Consider the following 18,038-nt stretch of genomic DNA (forward strand, 5'->3'; position numbering starts at 1 on the left):
AAACACCAACAGAAAAGGGCACAGAAAAACAAGAAAGGGAACAAGATCTCCGGCCGGGGGTCTACCTCACGTCGCCGGGACCATGTGTAACGACCACCGACCCGCCACCATTCCCGTCAGCACCCACCCGGGGGCGGCGCCCGCCACGGCCGTACAGGAACTCCGCATCAGGTCACGGGCCCGGGTCGTCCCGGTCTGGGGTTACCCTGACACCATGCAGGCGGTCTCCCCCACCACGACCAGCGGGGCGCACCTGGCCCGGCCCGGCCGTCGCGCCGTGGTGGCCCGGACACTCACCGAACTTCACGGGCCCACCACAGGAATGGTGGAACTGCCGGTACGGCTGATGTGGTGCGCCGACCGGGCCTTCGACCTCGCCGACCCCGACCAGTTGCTCTGGCTCTACGAGAACGTGCTGCGCGAGAGCACGAGCGTCGACGACCTACGCCGGCTGGTCAACGGGCGGACACTGCGCCGCGTGTGGCACCTGCTCAACCTGCCCCGGGGCGTACGGGTGGCGTGGGAGAGCCGACACCAGGCTCTGCGGTCGGCGTGACCCGGACACCATCGGACACACACCCGCACGGGTTCTACCGCGAAGTCGCCCGGGTCGCGTTGACCGTAGCCGGGCCGCACCGCTTCGTCCTCGGCGGCGGCGTGGCATGGGCCGCGCACGGACTGGTCACCCGACCGACCGAGGACGTCGATCTCTTCGCCGACGTGGAGGGTGCCGCCGCCGCTGCGGCGGCCGACGTTCGGGCCGCGCTGGAACTCGCCGGTTTCCAGGTGGACGACGCCGACCCGGGCAGCGACCTCGCTGACCTCTTCGACGGCTTCGACCGGGACCTGCGGGACTTCGTCGTCACCCGGGACAATCGACGCATCCGCCTCAGCCTGGCCCGTCTCGACCGGCACCGTAGCCCGGTGGTGATGGACCTCGGGCCCGTCATGGACGTCCGCGACCTCATCGCCAACAAGACAGCCGCCCTGGTCAACCGCCGGGAGGTACGCGACTACATCGACGTGGCCTCCGCGCTCGAACACCGGACCGTGGCGGAGTTACTAAAGCTCGCCCGGCAACTCGACCCGGCCCTCGACGACGAGGATGTCCGGGCTGCCGGCCGCTACCTCGACCGCATCCCGGACGCCCGGTTCACCCGCTACGGCCTCGGCCCCGCCGACATCGACCAGGTCCGCCGACAACTGGCGGGCTGGCCTCGCTGAACCGGCCCCGCCGACCCACACCGGACCGGCGGGAACCGCGTCGGCTGCGGGTTCACGTGGTGAAACGCCCGCCGGTGACACCCAGGATCTCGCCGGTGACGAAGCTCGACTCCGGCGAGGCGAAGAAGACGTACGCGGGTGCCAGTTCCGCCGGCTGTCCGGGCCGACCGACCGGGGTGTCCGTGCCGAACTGCTCGACCTTCTCCTCGGGCATGGTCGCCGGGATCAGCGGAGTCCAGATCGGCCCCGGGGCCACCGCGTTCACCCGGATGCCCCGGTCGGCCAGATCTGCGGCGAGTGCCTTCGTGAAGTTCGCGATCCCGGCCTTGGTGGTGGCGTAGTCGAGCAACTGCGGCGACGGGTCGAACGCCTGGATCGAGGACGTGTTGATGATCGCGGCCCCCTCACCCAGGTACGGCAACGCCGCCTTGCACAGCCAGAACATCGCGTACAGGTTGGTCTTGAACACTCGGTCGAACTGCTCGGTGCTGATGCCGGCGATACCTTTGTCCTGCGCCATCTGGTACGCCGCGTTGTTCACCAGGATGTCGATGCCACCGAGGTCACGCACCGCCCGTTCGATCAACACCTCGCAGGTGCGCTCGTCAGTTATGTCGCCTCGGACCGCGACGCCCGTGCGGCCCGCCGCCTCGATGAGGCGCACCGTCTCCCGGGCGTCGGCGTCCTCTTCCTCACCGAGGTAGGAGATCAGGACGTCTGCTCCCTCCCGGGCGTACGCGATGGCGATCGCCCGGCCGATCCCCGAGTCACCGCCGGTGATCACCGCTTTCCTGCCGTCGAGCTTGCCGGTGCCCCGGTACGAGTCCTCCCCGTGATCCGGCCTCGGCGTCATCTCGTCGGTGCGGCCAGGCGGGTTCTGCTGTTGACTCGGCTGCCCTGACTGCTGGCCGTATTGCTGCGTCGGGTTCTGCGGGGTGTGCTGCGTCTCGCTCACGGAGGTCTCCTCGTCGGGGATGTGGGACTGCGGTCCCGTAAGCCCCTACCCGGGCGAAATCGCCAGAAACTTCGGGTGTGGCGGACACCACCCGTAAGCATCCTAGGATCCTGGATGACCGGGCGCGGATCGAGGCGGCAATGGATCGTGGGGTCAGCCGGATACCGGCGCGGCGGCGCGGCGTCTCGGACCAGGAAGACGAGCCGCCATCGCCAGTGCGACCCGGAACGGCACCCGGTCGACGAGCTCGTCGAAATCGGCCTGCCCCAGACAGAACCGGGTGAACGCGCGCCAGCCCGGCGGGGTGGCAAGCAACGCGTGACACAGCGCCGGGCGACGGGCGAAAACGTCGAGCAGTCGCTCACCGGCCCGCATGGCCGGGACGAGGCGCTCGGTGACCGACCGTTCGTAGCAGGCGAGATCAGCCCCGGCCACGGCCTCCCCCGCCAGCTCACCGGAACGCAACGCGTAGCTGATCCCCTCCCGGGTCCACGGCTCCAGCAGGCCGGCGGCGTCACCGGTCACCAGCACCCGTCCGCGCCGCAACGGCGAATCGTACGTACGGCAGCGAGTCAGGTGACCCGAGTCGTGTGCCGGCGGCACACGGGCCAACCCGAGACGATCGACGAACCGGCGCAGGTACAGTCGGGTCCGCTCCCCCTCACCCCGACCGGCGATCACCCCGACGGTCAGCCGGTCCCCCTTGGGGAACACCCAGGCGTACGAGCCGGGCAGCGGGCCCCAGTCGAGCAGCACCCGGCTGCGCCAACGGTCCTGCTCGGGCGGCGGCACCGGCAGTTCCAGCTCCAGCCCCAGATCGACCTGACGGTGACGAACCCCGACGTGCCGGGCAGACACCCCGGACGAGCCGTCGGCACCGATAACCGTACGGGCCAGCAGCACCTCACCGTCGGCCAGCCGCAGCCGTACCCCATCGGGATCCTGCGCCACCGACCGGACGGTGGCCCGCTCGCGGACCTCCGCCCCGGCGGCGACCGTCGCGGCCCGCAGCCGGTCGTCGAACTCCTCCCGGCGCACCATACGCACCAGCGGGCCCGCAGCATGGCGGCGGGTGAACCCGCCCCGCCCGTCGAGAGTGAAGGTGACCCGATCCACCGTGTCATGGACGGGCACCTCGATCCGCCCGGCCACCGCGGCCAACGAGGTGCCGATCAGACCACCGCCGCAGGTCTTGTAGCGGGGATGCGCGGCGCGCTCGACGACCAGCGTGCGTACCCCCCGACGGGCGGCGGCGTAGGCGGCGGACAGCCCGGCCGGACCCCCACCGATCACCACGAGTTCCCAGACGCTCACTGGTGCAGGGTAGATCAGCCGCAGCCCCGACGGCAGATCGGTGCCGACGCGGGCATCTTCGCCGCCGCACCGGGTAACCGCCGGCAGCAGAGCGCCTGCCGCAGGCGGAGAAGGCACGAGGAGGACACCATGCAACAGGTGCGGCTGTCGGACGTCGAAGTGCGGGTGTACGAAGCGGTGGCAGCGCTGGAGGCACGGGGCCAGGTGCCCTACCCCGACATGATCGCCCAGGAGTGCGGTCTGACCGAGGAGCAGCTGAAGACACCACTGCACCTGCTCACCGAGAAGAACCTGCTGCACCGGGAGGACTCGCCGATGGCTGGACTCGACTTCGGCCCCCGCTTCTGCGCGCAGCAACTGGCATGACGAGCCGCCCCACCGGGCCCGGTGGCTTCTGGTGCCGGCCGGCGCCTGGATACCCCGGCCGGCTTCGTCGGCTGGGAACGCCGGCATGCCCGGCGAGGCCCGCCGCTGCTAGACGTCCAGCTGCGGCGACGGAGCCGGCCCGTACCCGGGCCGGCTCCGTCGCCCCCGTGGGTCACCAGAGCTGGGAGACGAGGTCCGCCGCCTGCTCCTCCCACTGCGCGTAGTGGAACGGGTAGGCCGACACCTGCACCGTCTGCGCTGCGGTGGTCAGCGGCAGATCCTCCCAACCACCAACGTTCTTCAGCGCCTCGAAGAACACCGTCGAGGAGTACTCGGGATCGCGGATCTGTTCCACACTGCCCCATCCGGTGGACGGGCGCTGCTGGAACAGGCCCTGCGAATCGTGGTCGTTCCACGCACCCAGGTGCCCGAGGTTGTACAGCTTCGACTCCTGCAAGGCGGTGGCGACGCCGATCACGGCACCCCGCTCACCGACACCTGTCTCCTTGGCCACCTCGACGATGGTCCTGGCATTGTCGAGCTGGTCGTTGTCGAGCGGGATCCGCGACTGCGCGCCCTGCACGCCGAAAGGGATCAACTCGTCGCGGTCCGGCTGGTCGGTGTCCGGATCGTCGCCGCTCTCGGCAGTCGTCAACCCGGACACGATGGTGGCCTCGGTGTCGGAGTTCCCGGCGGCCCTGTCGATCGCCGCGACCGCGCCGGCGTGTGGGCCGACGGTGATCGGTGCGGCCACGGCCGTGGGGCCGACGGCGAGTCCGGCGAGGGCGGTGACGCCCACCACGCTGAGCACGGTCTTCCGGTTCGGGATCGTCGCGATGGCCGGGAGCCATCGAGTGAAGTCACGCTTCACGATGGTTGCCCTTTCGATCGGGTACGAGCCGCTCAGGTTGAGCCGCTCTCGGAGCAGCGCAGACTGGTCGAGGTTTGCCAGCCGGCACTATGGGCAACACAACCCAGCCGGTATGTCCGTCATTCCGGGAAAGCGGCGACAGTGGGCAGCTGCGGTCCAGGTCACGGTGCAGTCAGGCCCAGGCGGGCACGAAACGGGACAGCTGCGGGGCGACCCGGACATGGTCGTCGTGGGCGTGAGCCGCGACGATCGCGGTGACCCGCCGCCCGGCCACCACCTCGACGATGGCGTCGCCGCCGTGCGGCGGCTGCTGCCGATCCACTTGCCGGAGGCGAACCTACCGCCGCGACGAATCGGCGTCGTTTCGCCGCTCATGCCGCGGCGCGACGGTGGACGCGGCCGGGACAGCGGCCCGGGTGAACCGGAGGTTGGGGTCGGCCAGCCGCCCGTACCGCATGGGTAGCAGGTCACGTAGGTAGTTCTGGTGCAGTCGCCAGGGGGCCCTGGTGCCCTGGTGGGGCAGCCTGCCGACACCACGGCGCACGTAACCGGAGGTGAGACGGTCTGCGGCAGGTCCACGTCCACCCCGTCGACCCGCAGAGTGATACCACCGAGAGCGAGCAGGTCCAGTCCGGTGGCGGTGACCACCACGTCGGCCGGCAGTTCCCGGCCGGAGGCGAGTCGGATGCCCTCGGCGATGAAGCTGTCCACGCGATCGGTGACCACCTCGGCCCGCCCGTCGGACAGCACGGTGAACAGGTCACCGTCGGGCACCACGCACAGCCGCTGGTCCCACGGGTCGTAACGGGGGTGAAATGACGCGCGACACGGAACGGGCCGGAGCCACCGGTCACCTCGGGGGCGAACGCCGGGTCGACGACCACTGCCCGGTGGAAGTCCAGGCAGGTGGGCAGCCCGTCGACGCGGAACTCGGCCAGTGCGCGCGCCGCCCGGCGCAGAGCCTGCTCCCGGGTGGCGCCGGTGACGATCAGCTTGGCCAGCAGCGAGTCCCACGCAGTGCCGATCGTGAACCCGGCCGCGACTCCGGCATCCACCCGTACGCCGGGGCCGGAGGGCGGCTCCCAGGCGGTGACGGTGCCGGGGGCCGGCAGGAAGTTGCGGGCCGGGTCCTCGCTGTTGATCCGGAACTCGATGCTGTGGCCGCGTACCGGCGGGTCGTCAGAGTCGAGCGACGCGGCCCCCGCCGCCGAACGCTGCCTTGACAGCGATCGGCAACCCCACGGTACGGGCGAACTCCAGGGCCTCCTGCGCGGAGACCGACTGACCGGCAGAGCTCTCGACGAGGTTCGCCCGACCCGTCGGGCCAGGTCCCGGGCCGCTGTCTTGTCGCCGAGCAGCCGGATCGCCGCCGGCGGTGGCCCGATCCACACCAGGCCGGCGTCCTCGACGGCCTGGGCGAAATTGGCGTTCTCGGAGAGCAGTCCGTAGCCGGGGTGCACCGCGTCGGCACCCGACGCCCGGGCCACCGCCAGCACGCGGGACATGTCGAGGTAGCTGGTGGCCGGGGTGTCGCTACCCAGCGCGAACGCCTCGTCGGCGATTCGAACGTGTGGCGCGTCCCGGTCGGCCTGCGCATATACGGCGACGGAGGCGACACCCACGTCCCGGCAGGACCGGGCGACACGAACGGCGATCTCGCCGCGATTGGCGATCAGTACCTTGCGCATGAGCACCCATTTCCTTTCGATGTCGGCCCAGCCACCCGCGCAGACGCGAACGTATTGACCTCAATCGCAGTTGAGGTTGCAGACTGTTCAAACAACGTCGATTTTCTTCTCGTGGGAGACAGTTATGACCGATCAGCGCCAGGAGCCCCTCACCCACGATGAGCCGGCACCCCCGCCGCAGCGCGGCAAGCGCATCCGCAACCGCGCCGTCGTCGTTCTGGCGGGCGTACTGGCGGCAACTCTGGTCTGGGTCGTCGCAGTGCCGATCCTCGGCGCCGACGTGTCCGTCCCCAAGCAGTACGGTTCGGATGAGAAGGTGGACCTCGCCCTCGCCGCAGTGATCTTCGCATCGCTCCTCGCCGGTCTCGCCGGCTGGGCCTCGCTCGCGGTGTTGGAGAAGATCACGCAGCGTCGAGGCGCCCTCATCTGGACCGTCGTCGCGAGCATCGTCTTTCTCGTGACCCTGCCCTGGCAACTGCCCGGCTTCAGCACCACCAACCAACTCACCCTGGCCCTGCTGCACGTCGCGGTCGCGGCGGTGCTGATTCCGGCGTTGCCGCGAGCGGGCCGGCTCGGCTGAAAGAATTGACCTCTACCACTGTTGAGGTTGGAGACTGAGCACATGACTATCGGGAATGCCACGGTCCAGGTGGACATGGTGTTGGACCTCATCTGCGTGCACTCGTACATCGGATACACCCGGCTGGCCCGCGCCGCTGAGCGGTTCCGGTCCGAGGGGGGCGAGGTGGAGATCCGGTTTGCCCCCTTCGAGCTGGCACCCGGCGCGTCCACCGAGGGGATGCCACTGATCGAAGCGCTCACCCAGACCTTCGGCGAGCAGACGGTGCAGCAGTTGGGTTACCTCGTCACCGAGACGGCGAAGGACGGGCTGGAGCTGCACTACGATCGGGCCGTCGCCACCGGGACGTTCGGGGCACACCGGCTCGTCGCCCAGGCCGCGCGGCAGGGCCGAGCGGAGGCGATGGTGGAACGGCTGTTCCGCGCGCACTTCACCGACGGGCTCAACATCGGCGACACCGCGACGCTGGCCCGCCTGGCCGCCGAGGTCGGCGTCACCGCCGACGACTCCGGCGCCGAGGAGGTTCGCGCCGCGCTGCGGTCGGTTCGGGAGGCCGGGGTCTCCAGTGTGCCGATCTTCCGGATCGAGGGCGCCCAGCCGATGCTCGGCGAGCAGCCGGAGGAGACGTTCGTCGCGGCGATGACGGCGGCGAGCCGGGCCGGGTCGATGGTCCCGTCCGACGAGCCGGACGCTGACGGGGTGCACGACAGCCCTCTACCGGACGTGCAGAGCCACGTGCGGCGTTACCTGGCCACCGACGGCGCCGACGGGCACGACTACTACGGCTTCCCGACGCTGCTGCTGACCACGCGGGGGCGGCGCACGGGCCGACAGGTCCGCACGCCGCTGATCTACGGCCGGGACGGCGATCGGGTCGTCCTGATCGCCTCCAACGGTGCCGCTCCGAAGAATCCGAACTGGTACCTGAACCTCTCGGCGGACCCGGAGGTCCACGTCCAGGTCCGCGCGGACAAGTTCGTCGCGACGGGCCGGATCGCCACCGACGAGGAGCGACCGCGCCTGTGGGAGTTGATGGCGAAGATCTTCCCCAAGTACGACGAGTACGCCACCGAGACGACTCGGAACATCCCGGTCGTCGTCCTGGAGCCTCACCAGGGCTGACCTCGGCCCGGAGGTCAGCCCTGAGCGGGCCCGTGTCCGGCCGGACACGGGCCCGCTCCCGTTCAACTCCCCGACGTGGGTGGCACGACCGATAGGCCGTGCCGGAACACGTTGCGCGGGTCCCAGCGGGCCTTGACCTCCTGAAGGCGCGGGTAGCCGCCCCGGTAGTACAGTTGGGCGGCCGACACGCCGGAGGTGTTCCACGCCGGGTCGGCAAGGTCCAGGTCCGGATAGTTGATGTAGCAGCCGTCGGTGCGGGCATCGGGCACCGGCACCCCACCGGTCGCGTACGTCCGACCTGGGTGGCGACGACGCAGGTGACAGGCGGCTCCGATACCGGACAGACCTGCGCCGACGATGAGCACGTCGACATGCTCTGAGGTCATCTCGTCTCCCGCCCGCGCAGTGCTGACCGAGACCCTATCGCCTGCGCCCGACGAACTCCCGGCCACGCGGCGGGCAGGGCAGCCGCGGGCGTGCACGTCGGCGTCACGGCCGGCGGCGAAGGGGTCGCTCCTTGTCCTCTCCGCCAACCTCTCCGCCGGGCCACCGGGCAACTGGCGGCAGCCTGTAACCGGGGGGACAGGTGAGCCGTCGACGCCCGCCCGGTCGAGCCTCGCCCGGGGTGACTGCGACGTTCACCTGCCGCGACGGTGGTGATGCCCGCGATGCGGTGTTGGTCGGGTAGCCCGGCACCAGACCAGGCCGGTAGGGCCGTCACACCCGGTAGAAGCGACGGTAGCGGCGGATGAGCCGCCACTGCACGAACACCGCGGCGACGGTCAGCAGCATCATCACCAGGGTCGCCGCCGCCGCGTAGCCGTAGCGCAGGTACTCGAACCCGGTCTGGTAGACGAAGAGCGACAGGTAGGTGGTGGCGTACGGCGGGGGGCCGCCGTCGGTGACCACGAACGCCGGCACGAAGGTGAAGTGCAGGCTGGCCACGGCGTCACGGACCGCCAGCAGGGCGAGCACCGGAGCCATCAGCGGCAGGGTGATCCGGCGGAAGACATCCCAGCCGGTGGCGTCCTCGATGGCAGCCATCTCGTACACGTCGCGGGGCAGCGCCCGCCGGGCGGCCAACAACACCACGAAGGTCTCCCCCATGGTGAACAGGCTCATCAGGATGATCCCGGCGCGGGCACTCGTCGGGTCGGTCAACCACTGCGGCGGGGTACGTCCCAGCGCGGTCAACCCGTTCTCCCCGCCGACCCGCAGCAGTTGGTTGATCGGGCCGTACAACGGGTTGAACAGCCACAGCCAGAGCAGGCCGTACGCGATCTCGGGTACGGCGGTGGGCAGCAGCGCGGCGGTGCGGGCGGTGCCGACCCCGGGCGCCCGCCGGTGCAGCAGCAACGCCAGCCCCAACGCCAGCGACACCCGCAGCGGTACGGCCACCAGGGCGAAGACCACCGAGTTGAGCAGCGCCACCCGGAAGATCGGGTCGTTGGACAGGGCGGCGAAATTGTCCAGCCCGGCCCAGGTCGGCGGGGTCAGCAGATCGTAGTCGGTGACCGACATGCCGAGCGTGACCAGGGCGGGTACCAGCACCAACCCGACCAACCCGACCAGGTACGGCGTCAGCATCAGCACCAGTTGCCGGCGCGACCGGGCATCCGTGCGGGCCGGCGCCGACCCACCGCTACTCACGGCCGGTACCGGCGGCCGGTGGCGGCGTGGAACAGGTGCGTGTCGGCCCAACGCACGTGCAGGCGTACCGTCGCACCGCGTTCGGGCAGGTGCATGGCCGGCACCCGGGCGACCACCGGTTGCCCGGCGCAGAGAATCAGGTACGCGAAGGCGTCCTCGCCGATCACCTCGACCCGCTCGACGGTGGCCGGGGTGCCCTCGGTCGGATCGAGGGTGACCGCCTCAGGCCGGAACCCGATCTCCAACAGTTCGTCCCGCAGCGCCGGCGCGTCGCCTCGGGGCCGCAGCGGGCCGTCCACCGGGAGCAGGTTCATCGCCGGTGAACCGACGAACCGGGCCACGAAGCTGCTCGCCGGGGTACGCCAGATCTCGTCCGGGGTGCCCACCTGCTCGACCCGTCCGTCACGCAACACCGCGATCCGGTCGGCGAGCACCAGCGCCTCGGTCTGGTCGTGGGTGACGTGCACCATCGTCGCGCCGATCCGGTCGTGCAGGGACCGCAACTCGGCACGCATCTCGGTGCGCAGGGTCAGGTCCAGGTTGGACAGCGGTTCGTCGAGCAGGAACACGTCCGGTTCCCGGACCAGCGCCCGAGCCAACGCGACCCGTTGCCGTTCCCCGCCGGAGAGCTGCCCGGGACGACGGTCGAGCAGCCCGGCGCAGCCCACCGTCTCAGCCGCCGTACGGGCCCGCTCGCGCGCCAGCCGGCGTGGGGTGTCCCGTACCTCCAGCCCGAAGGCGATGTTCTCGACCACGCTCAGGTGTGGGAACAGGGCGTAGGACTGGAAGACCATCGACACGTTGCGCCGGCCGGGTCGCTCGTCGGTGACGTCACGGTCGGCGATGCGGACCCGGCCGGCGGTGACCGGTTCCAGCCCGGCGACCACCCGCAGCACCGTCGACTTGCCCGCACCGGAGGGGCCGAGCACCACGAGCAGCTCACCCCGGCGCACATTGAGGTCCACCTCGTGCAGCACCGGAGTGTCCCGGTAGGCGGCGCTGACGCCTTCGAGGACGAGCCCGGCGCTCACCCGTTCTCCCCTCGGGCGAACAACGGCCGACTCTTGGTGTCCAGTTCCCGGATCACGTCGTCGAGCCTGTCGCCACGGTGCACGGCGTTCTCCAGGATGCCGTAGCTGAGGTCCTCGATCTCCGGCCAGGTGGAGACGGTGGGCAGGGCCCGGACGGTGGGAACGGCGTCGAGGAAGACCTGCGAGTTGCGGGGTGGCTGGTTCGGGTCCAGGAACGCCGCGGAACGGGACACCTGGATGTGTGACGGCACGGTACGCCCGGTAGCGGCGATGATCCGCTGTCCCTGCTGACCCATCGCGTACTCCATGAACCGCCACGCGGCGTCCTTGTTCCGCGCACCCCGGGTCATGCAGTACGCGTCGGAGTGCAGCACACCCACCTGCTCCCGGTACACCGGCAGCGGCGCCACGTCCCACTCGAAATCGGTTATGGTGCGGAAGTTGGTGGTGGCCCGTCGGGAGGTCATCAGCATGGCGAGTCGACCGTTGAGGAACCGCGACTCGTCGTCCTCCGCCTCGACCTCGGCGTCGCTGGGCACCACCCCGTACGCCTGTCGCAGGTCGATCAGGTTCCGCAGCGCCTCGCGGGCGGCCGGACTGTCCAGGGTGAGCCGGGTCGGCCGATCGGGGTCGTCGACGATCTCGCCGCCGTTGGACCAGACGAGTGGGGCCAGCCGGATGATCGACGGCTCCACACCGACCCCGTGCACGGCCGGCAGCCGCGCCGCTCCCTCCGCCTCGGTGCCCTTGATCACCAGTCCCCGGTCGTCGCGGGTCAGCAAGGTGGCGGTGGTGACCAGGTCGTTCCAGGTCCAGCCGGTCGTCGGCTCAGGAACACCGTAGGTGGTGAACAGGGTGCGGTTGTAGTAGACGGCCAGGCTGGAGACGTTCTGCGGCAGGCACAACTGGGCACCGTCCCAACGGAACGCCTCCATCGCGACCGGGTAGTAGTCCGCCGGGTCGAGCACCGACGAGGCGGCGATCCGCTCGTCCAGCGGCTCCACCACCGCCTTGGCGGCGAACTGACCGTAGAAGCGGTAGTTCATCAGAAACAGGTCCGGTGGTGCACCGCCGGCAACCGAGGTGGCGAGGCGGGCCAGCAGGTCCTTGCGGTCGCTGGCCTCGATCAGTTGCACCTGCTCGCCGTCCCGGGCCCGCTGGTAGGCCCCGACGAGGGTGCGGTACGCGGCCAACTCCTCCGGTGCCCCGAACACCAGCAGCTTGACCGGTTCGCCGGCCGACGACCCGCTGCCGGAACCGCAGCCGGTGACGGCGAGCAGGGCACTCAACGCGAGGGCGGACAGGGCTCTGATTCGCACGATGGTCATCCCTCGGTTCAGTCGTCGTGGTGCAGGAAGCGCCGCTGTGCCAGGGCGAACACCACGAGCGCGGGCACCGTGGCGATCACCGCCCCGGCGAGGAAGACAGGAAAGTTCGTCGGGTCCAACAGGGACAGTGACCGCAGTGCCAGCGGCAGGGTGAACAGCTCACGGTCGTAGACGTAGACCAGCGGGTCGAGGAAATTCGACCAGGTCAATACGAAGGTCAACGCGGTGAGCCCGGCGGTCACCGGACGCACCAGCGGCATCGCCACCCGCCACCAGGTACGCAGCGGCGACAGGTCCTCCACCAGGCAGGCGTCGTACAGGTCGGCGGGCAACGCCCGGAAAGCCAGATGGTAGACCAGCACGTAGAGCGGTGACGTGCCCAGCAGCGCCGGCGCGATCAACGGTACGAGGGTGTCGGTGAGCCCGAGCAGCCGGAAGATCGCGAAGCGGGGCACCAGCAGGGCGGTCGCCGGCACCATGAGCGCGACAAGTGAGGCGGCCACCACGACAGTCGTGGTACGCGGTGCCATGCGGGTGAGCGCGAAGCCGGCGAGGGAGGCGACCAGCACGCTCAGCGGCACCGCCACCACGGCCACCAGCACCGAGTTGAGTGAGGCCCGCAGCAGGCCGCCGAGGTCGACGGCACGCTGGTAGCCGGCGGAGGAGAGCGGGTCGGGCAGCAGCTGCGGCGTCGGCGACGGTGCAAGGCCGGGTTCGGTGAGGGAGCCGGAGACCAGCAGCAGCAGCGGCGGGACGAAGACCAGCAGGACGAAGGCCGCGCCGAGCGTCCGCCACAGCCGGGCAGCCCGTTCGGGCAGCGGCGAGGGGCCGCGACCGCGACCCCTCGCCAGTGTTGTACCGATGATGGTGCTACCTACCTCAGGTTCAGTTTCCAGGCGCCGAGGCCGTGCGAGGCAGCGTAGAGGATCCGCTCGCCGGGCACGATGGTCAACCCGGCCACCTCGACGTTCGGCATGCCACGCGCCGCCTTGGTCCAGGACCTCCTGCCCTCGGGCAGCAGCAGCACCCCGAAGTCGGTGGAGGCGTACAGGTCGCCGGTCTTGTCGTCGCGGACCAGGTCGGTGATCGGCTGGTCCCCGAAGTCGTACGACCGGTCGCTCCAGGTCGCCCCGGCGGCGGTGGCCGTCACCTCGAAGGCGTGGCCGGGGGTGGACGGCGTGTTGGAGCCGTACCCGCTGTAGGAGATCCACGCCCGGGCCGGGTCGGCCGGGTCGACGTGGATGCTCGTCACGAAGCGGTTCGGCGTGGCGGCGCTGTCCACCCGGGTCCAGGTGACCGCTGCGGCCGGTTCGGCGTCGACGTTACGGCTGACGAAGACCCGGCCGGTGCTGGTGGCCGCCCACGCTGTGGAGCTGTCGGAGTCGACCCGCTGGATGACCGACACCGCACCGCCGGCCCGGTCACCCCAGCCGGTACCGGTCAGGTTGGTGGTGCCCAGTGGCTCCCAGTCGCCGCACTGCTCCTCGTAGGTGCCGGTCCAGGTGTTGCAGATCCGGTCGGCCTCGGCCAAGCTCCGGTCACCCAGGCCGAAGGTCTTGGTGCGGTACGCCGACAGCCCGGTGCCGGCGAACATGGTGCCGCTGACCTTGGGGTCGCTGATCACCGGGGCGTAGAACAGACTGCCCGGCTGACCGTAGATCGGGTCGGCGGTCCAGATCCAGTTGGCGATGTCTCCGTCAGCGAAGTTCACCTCAGGTGACACGTCGTAGAAGGTGTGGAAGCGGAACTCGGGACGGGCGACGTCCCAGCCGGAGGCCCCACCGTCACCGATCATCGTGTTGACCCACCGCCGACGCTCACCCTTGTTCTCCCAGGTGCCGTTGTCCTGGGTGCCGCCCTGCAGCAGGTCCGCGTCGTGCGGGCTCACCGACAGGCTGATGAACTGCAGGGTGTTCATGCCCTTGTTGACGCCGTCCAGCTTCGACGGGATCTTCGACAGCATCTGCTTGCAGCGGTCGACACGGACCTGGGTGGTGAGGTTACGGGCCGGGTTGTCGCACCAGGAGGAGCGGTCGACGAAATCACCGCTGGACCGCATCACACCGCCGTCGCTGGCCTCGAAGAACTGGTACGGGTTACGCGGGTTGGTGACCAGGTCGTGCTGGTCGGGGTGCAGACCGTTGGGGTGCAGTTCGTCGGTGCCGTCGAAGGTCATGTCGGTGCCGCTGACCCCGGCGTCGGTGGAGAGGACCACCGCACGCTTGTTCGCCACCGTCTCGCCGTACACGTACGACCCGCCGGTGTAGACGATGTCGGGGTGGCCCTGCGGGGTGTGCACGAACACGTCGTACCAGCACTGCCCGGTGCACTGGTTGTAGGTGGCGAAGCCCGGGTCGGCCGGGTTGGAGCTGGTCAGGTCGGTGAACGTCGGCGAGCCGGTGGCCACGTCGTCGCTGCGGAACAGTCGCGAGTACGGGTTGCCGGTGTTGCCCTCGTAGACGTACATCCGGGTCTTGCCGCCGGGCAGGGTGGTCACGTCGATCGCCGCGCGGGTCTGGAACATCGCGGCGTTCAGCGACGGCTTGATCTGCGTCCAGGTCGCTCCGGCGTCCGACGAACGCCACACTCCCCGACCGTACGAGCTGGCGTAGACGATGTCGGCGTCACGCGGGTCGAGCTTGACCTGGCGTACGCCCCGCGGCGAGCAGCTGGTGGTGTTGGTGTACTCGGCGGCGTTGCCGGTGCAGGCCGTGGCGTCCGCCGAGCCGTTGTGGATGAACTTCCAGCTCTTACCACCGTTCGTCGACTTGTACAGGCCCCACTTCTCGGCGTCCGGCACCGGCCGGGTGACACCGTTGCAGCAGGAGCTGGACATGCCGCGCAGCGCCGTGGTGGTCGCCACGTACAGCGTCTTCGGGTCGCCCGGCTTGATGGTGATCTCACCGATGCCCTTGCCGCCGAGAACATCCTTGCCCAGCGGGCCGGACCAGGTCAGGCCGCCGTTCGTCGACCGGTACAGGCCGACTCCGGCGACGCAGCCGGAGCCGCAGGTGTTGGCTTCACCGGTGCCGACGTAGATGGTCAGACCGGTGCGGTCGTTGCGGTCGATGGTCACCGCTCCGGCGGCGTTGATGCCGAGCGGGCCGCCCAGGTAGAACCACTTCGGTTCGGCGGTGAGAATGTTCAGGGTGCCCCACACGCCGCCGCCGGCCGGCGTCACGTACGCCCGGCAGAGCAACTTCGAGCAGTCCGGGCTGATGTCGATCGAGGTGACTCGGCCACCGGCCACGTACTCGTTGGGCACGTAGTTGAAGGCGTCGCGGTATTCGGTGAACGGGTAGAGCGCCTCGCTGGGGCCGATGTTCGTCCACTGCCCACTACCCTTGAACCGCTTGTCAGCCGCCGTGTAGGCCGCCTTGGACCGGTCCAGCTGGGCGACGGTGATCGCGTCGGCGGGGTAGGCACGTTCCAGGAACGCCTGCTGGGCGGCGCCACCCGGACCGTCGGGTGACATGCCTCCGTCGCCGGGAACGGACCGGCGCAGCTGCTCCAGGTGGGCGCCGAGGGCGTCGGGCATCTCCCCGCCGACCGCGACGGGTGTCGGCACCTCGGCACCGGCGAAGTGGATTCCGACCAGGCCGGTCGACGCCACCAGGGCACCGACCGCCAGGCCAACGAGTAGATGGCGACGTCTACGCTTCACGAGGGTCCCTCCGGCATGACGGCGTCACCGCAGCACGGCACCCGGATTGGCGACCGTCGCTGGCAGCGTCCACGCAGGAATATGTCAGAGAGATCCACCGCAGGCAATAGAGCTGGTGAGTGTTATCGAACCGCTGCCCTGCCGTCGTCGACGGTCAGCCGGTCAACGGCGGCTCGGTGCGGTGGCGGCACGGGCCTCGTTCAGACCCTCGTTGGCCAGCGCATCGGCCCGCTCGTTCTCCGGGTGCCCGTTGTGGCCCTTCACCCACAGCCAGGTGATCTGGTGCCGGGCGCCGGCCGCTTCGAGCCGCTGCCACAGGTCGGCGTTCTTGACCGGCTGTCTGGCGGCGGTCCGCCAGCCGTTGCGTTTCCAGGATGCCAGCCAACTGGTGATGCCGTTGCGCACGTAGGTGCTGTCGGTGTGCAGCTCGACGGTGACCGGGCGGGTCAGGCTCTCCAGTGCCTCGATGGCGGCGGTCAACTCCATGCGGTTGTTCGTGGTGTGGCTTGCCTCACCGCCGCGTAGTTCACGCTCGTGGGAGCCGTAGCGCAGCACCGCACCCCAGCCACCCGGGCCGGGGTTGCCGCTGCACGCCCCGTCGGTCCAGATCCGCACCACCAGGCCGGCCGTTCCGTCCACCATGGCGGCAGACCTTACCCGTCCGTGGGCCTCCAGATCGCCGGACGGGTGTTGTCGACCGTCGACCGCTGTAGCTCAACGACCCGGACCGGGTGGCGACTCGGAGTCGACAACGGGCGGCGGCACCGTCCACGCCGGGCGGCGCGACGGTGCGAGCCGGTCGCCTATCCGTGCGGCGACGTCGGTGACAGTGGCGCTGACCATGGGTCGTAGGCGGGTGGAGCGCATCACCGCCAGGTCCTCGACGACGCTGGTGTCACCGTCGAGGAAGCGCAGCACCCGGGTGGCCGGGTTGCGGTCGAAGAGGCGGCCGAAGAACTCCGGCCCGTCGACCAGGCCGGCGTCGAGTGCCCGCAGGGCAACCGCGTCCATCCACCGGTGCCGGCCGGGGTACGCGGGATCCGGCACCGGCGGTCGGCCAGCGGCGACGGCCCTGGCCACCTGTTCGGCCTGACGGTGCATCGCCGAGAAGGTGAAGCCGGTCGAGGGCCGGGTGGCACCACCGCCGGTACCGAGCCGCACCACCCGGGGCGAGGGTCGGGCCACGAACGGACCGTCGGTCATCGGGATGACCCCGTTCTCGACCTCGGTCACGGTGAGCCGCGCCGGGTCGAGGCCGAGCTGGCCGAGGTACCCGGCCAGGGCCGCGTCGTACGCCGCTCCGCTGAGCAGGTCGGGCGAGAACTCGGTGTACTCGACGAGCGCGTACCGGCTGTCGACGGGCAGCACGTAGCCGAAGGAGACACCCCGGGCCGGCTGCGGGGTACGGAAGTCCATGAGCACAGCCCGGGCCGGGTCGAAAACCGGCCGGTCCGCCGTCAACCACCAACCCCGGAAGTGCTGCAACCAGTTGGTGCGCCCGGGTCGCCGAGGTGGCCGCGGTCGGGAGTCCAGCAGCCAGCGGGCCCGCAGCAGCGGTCGACCGTCGACGGCACGTACCAACACCTGGTCACCGTCGTCGTCGACGCGACCCGCCGCGGCGACGATCCGGGTCACGCCCAGGTGCCGCTCCGCCTCGGCGGCGCGGGCGTAGATCGGGCCGGAGCGCAACATCGCGTACCGAAGGGGCGTCAGGTCCAGGGCGCGCTGCGCGTCCGGCGTGACCACCTCGACCCGTGACCAGCTGGCGCTGAGCAGTTCGTCCAGGTCGTTGCCGGGCTGGCCCCAGAACGCCCAGGTGCGGTCCTGCCCACGTCGGTGCACCGGATCGACGACCGCAATCAGCACGTCGCGTACCCGGTGCCGGGCCAACGCGGCCAGCACCAGCGACGCGGCACCACCCGCACCGACCAGGGCGAGATCGACGTCGACGGGCGAGGAGTCCATCCGCTCACGCTGCCACATCGTCAGGCCTGTCGAAGGCGCAGGGGCCGTTGCCGGGGGTCCGGACGACGAAAGCCCGCTGGCCGGCACCCGGGTGTCGGGTGCCGGCCAGCGGTTCTTGCTCCCCCGGTGGAGGAACGTCTTCGGTTGTTGTCTGACCGCGGGGTCAGTTGGTCCAGTGTTGGGTGACGAGGTCGGCGGCTTGTTGTTCCCACTGGGCGTAGTGGTCGGGGTACGCCGACACCTGCACGGTCTGGGCGGCTTCGGTCAGGGGCATGTCCTG

At 70.2% G+C, this 18,038-nt stretch carries 16 protein-coding genes and 4 pseudogenes; 6 read left to right on the plus strand and 14 right to left on the minus strand.

Annotated features, from left to right (window positions below; all coding sequences use genetic code 11):
• Positions 1–214: 214 nt before the first annotated feature.
• Together HCA58_RS22295 and HCA58_RS22300 are read left to right on the plus strand one after the other, a co-directional pair.
• A complete protein-coding gene (locus HCA58_RS22295) occupies positions 215–556 on the plus strand; it encodes a hypothetical protein (RefSeq protein WP_169599925.1) in 342 nt (113 codons plus the stop codon).
• On the plus strand, positions 553–1,224 hold the full coding sequence (locus tag HCA58_RS22300; protein WP_346776086.1) for a nucleotidyl transferase AbiEii/AbiGii toxin family protein: 672 nt from the start codon (positions 553–555) through the stop codon (positions 1,222–1,224). Before HCA58_RS22295 ends, HCA58_RS22300 begins: the two co-directional genes overlap by 4 nt.
• A 52-nt stretch (positions 1,225–1,276) precedes the next feature.
• Here HCA58_RS22300 and HCA58_RS22305 read toward each other — a convergent pair whose 3' ends face one another.
• Both HCA58_RS22305 and HCA58_RS22310 read right to left on the minus strand, forming a co-directional pair.
• Positions 1,277–2,179 (minus strand): SDR family oxidoreductase, encoded by a 903-nt coding sequence (locus HCA58_RS22305; protein WP_169599927.1) that lies wholly within the window; start codon positions 2,177–2,179, stop codon positions 1,277–1,279.
• Positions 2,180–2,332: 153 nt separating this feature from the next.
• Positions 2,333–3,493 carry a geranylgeranyl reductase family protein gene (locus HCA58_RS22310; protein WP_169599928.1) on the minus strand — a complete coding sequence of 387 codons (1,161 nt, stop codon included), beginning with the start codon at positions 3,491–3,493 and terminating at the stop codon, positions 2,333–2,335.
• 129 nt (positions 3,494–3,622) lie between these two features.
• Between HCA58_RS22310 and HCA58_RS22315 the strand changes: the two genes are divergently transcribed.
• Entirely contained in the window at positions 3,623–3,859 is a 237-nt protein-coding gene (locus HCA58_RS22315) for a hypothetical protein (RefSeq protein ID WP_169599929.1), read from the plus strand.
• 172 nt (positions 3,860–4,031) lie between these two features.
• Here HCA58_RS22315 and HCA58_RS22320 read toward each other — a convergent pair whose 3' ends face one another.
• The 4 genes and pseudogenes from HCA58_RS22320 to HCA58_RS22330 form a co-directional block, all read right to left on the minus strand.
• Positions 4,032–4,730: a hypothetical protein gene (locus HCA58_RS22320; RefSeq protein WP_169599930.1), complete on the minus strand. Its 699-nt coding sequence runs from the start codon at positions 4,728–4,730 to the stop codon at positions 4,032–4,034.
• 172 nt (positions 4,731–4,902) lie between these two features.
• On the minus strand, positions 4,903–5,052 hold the full coding sequence (locus HCA58_RS22325; RefSeq protein ID WP_240956584.1) for a hypothetical protein: 150 nt from the start codon (positions 5,050–5,052) through the stop codon (positions 4,903–4,905).
• Positions 5,053–5,067: 15 nt separating this feature from the next.
• Positions 5,068–5,546 (minus strand): annotated as a pseudogene (locus HCA58_RS23760) (FAD-containing monooxygenase EthA); the annotation flags it as partial.
• Positions 5,547–5,593: 47 nt separating this feature from the next.
• A pseudogene (locus HCA58_RS22330) lies at positions 5,594–6,418 on the minus strand (biotin carboxylase N-terminal domain-containing protein); the annotation flags it as partial.
• A 124-nt stretch (positions 6,419–6,542) separates the two neighbouring features.
• Between HCA58_RS22330 and HCA58_RS23765 the strand changes: the two are divergent.
• The 3 genes and pseudogenes from HCA58_RS23765 (at position 6,543) to HCA58_RS23775 (ending at position 8,120) form a co-directional block, all read left to right on the plus strand.
• The gene (locus tag HCA58_RS23765) at positions 6,543–6,998 is read left to right on the plus strand and encodes a DUF6069 family protein (protein ID WP_169599931.1); all 456 of its coding nucleotides are present in this window, start codon (positions 6,543–6,545) and stop codon (positions 6,996–6,998) included.
• A 75-nt stretch (positions 6,999–7,073) separates the two neighbouring features.
• Positions 7,074–7,625 (plus strand): annotated as a pseudogene (locus HCA58_RS23770) (DsbA family oxidoreductase); the annotation flags it as partial.
• Between the two features lie 39 nt (positions 7,626–7,664).
• Positions 7,665–8,120: a nitroreductase family deazaflavin-dependent oxidoreductase gene (locus HCA58_RS23775; RefSeq protein ID WP_240956586.1), complete on the plus strand. Its 456-nt coding sequence runs from the start codon at positions 7,665–7,667 to the stop codon at positions 8,118–8,120.
• A gap of 62 nt (positions 8,121–8,182) precedes the next feature.
• On the opposite strand, the pseudogene HCA58_RS22345 reads toward HCA58_RS23775, so the two are convergent.
• From HCA58_RS22345 to HCA58_RS22380, 8 genes and pseudogenes are all read right to left on the minus strand, one after another.
• Positions 8,183–8,410: pseudogene (locus HCA58_RS22345) on the minus strand (BBE domain-containing protein); the annotation flags it as partial.
• A 427-nt stretch (positions 8,411–8,837) separates the two neighbouring features.
• Positions 8,838–9,707, minus strand: coding sequence for a sugar ABC transporter permease (locus HCA58_RS22350; protein ID WP_169599938.1), 870 nt, complete (start codon positions 9,705–9,707; stop codon positions 8,838–8,840).
• 59 nt (positions 9,708–9,766) lie between these two features.
• Positions 9,767–10,801: an ABC transporter ATP-binding protein gene (locus tag HCA58_RS22355; protein ID WP_169599933.1), complete on the minus strand. Its 1,035-nt coding sequence runs from the start codon at positions 10,799–10,801 to the stop codon at positions 9,767–9,769.
• Positions 10,798–12,123, minus strand: coding sequence for a sugar ABC transporter substrate-binding protein (locus HCA58_RS22360; protein WP_169599939.1), 1,326 nt, complete (start codon positions 12,121–12,123; stop codon positions 10,798–10,800). The genes HCA58_RS22355 and HCA58_RS22360 overlap by 4 nt, the downstream gene beginning before the upstream one ends.
• Positions 12,124–12,137: 14 nt before the next feature.
• A complete protein-coding gene (locus HCA58_RS22365; protein WP_169599940.1) occupies positions 12,138–12,947 on the minus strand; it encodes a carbohydrate ABC transporter permease in 810 nt (269 codons plus the stop codon).
• Positions 12,948–13,003: 56 nt separating this feature from the next.
• Complete coding sequence (locus tag HCA58_RS22370) at positions 13,004–15,793, minus strand: sialidase family protein (RefSeq protein WP_169599935.1); 2,790 nt, start codon at positions 15,791–15,793, stop codon at positions 13,004–13,006.
• 162 nt (positions 15,794–15,955) lie between these two features.
• A complete protein-coding gene (gene rnhA, locus HCA58_RS22375; protein WP_205809433.1) occupies positions 15,956–16,435 on the minus strand; it encodes a ribonuclease HI in 480 nt (159 codons plus the stop codon).
• Between the two features lie 72 nt (positions 16,436–16,507).
• Complete coding sequence (locus tag HCA58_RS22380; RefSeq protein ID WP_169599936.1) at positions 16,508–17,776, minus strand: lycopene cyclase family protein; 1,269 nt, start codon at positions 17,774–17,776, stop codon at positions 16,508–16,510.
• Positions 17,777–18,038: the final 262 nt, after the last annotated feature.

Origin of the sequence: Micromonospora sp. HNM0581 (assembly GCF_012726175.1) — a bacterium.
Classification (GTDB): Bacteria; Actinomycetota; Actinomycetes; order Mycobacteriales; family Micromonosporaceae; genus Micromonospora.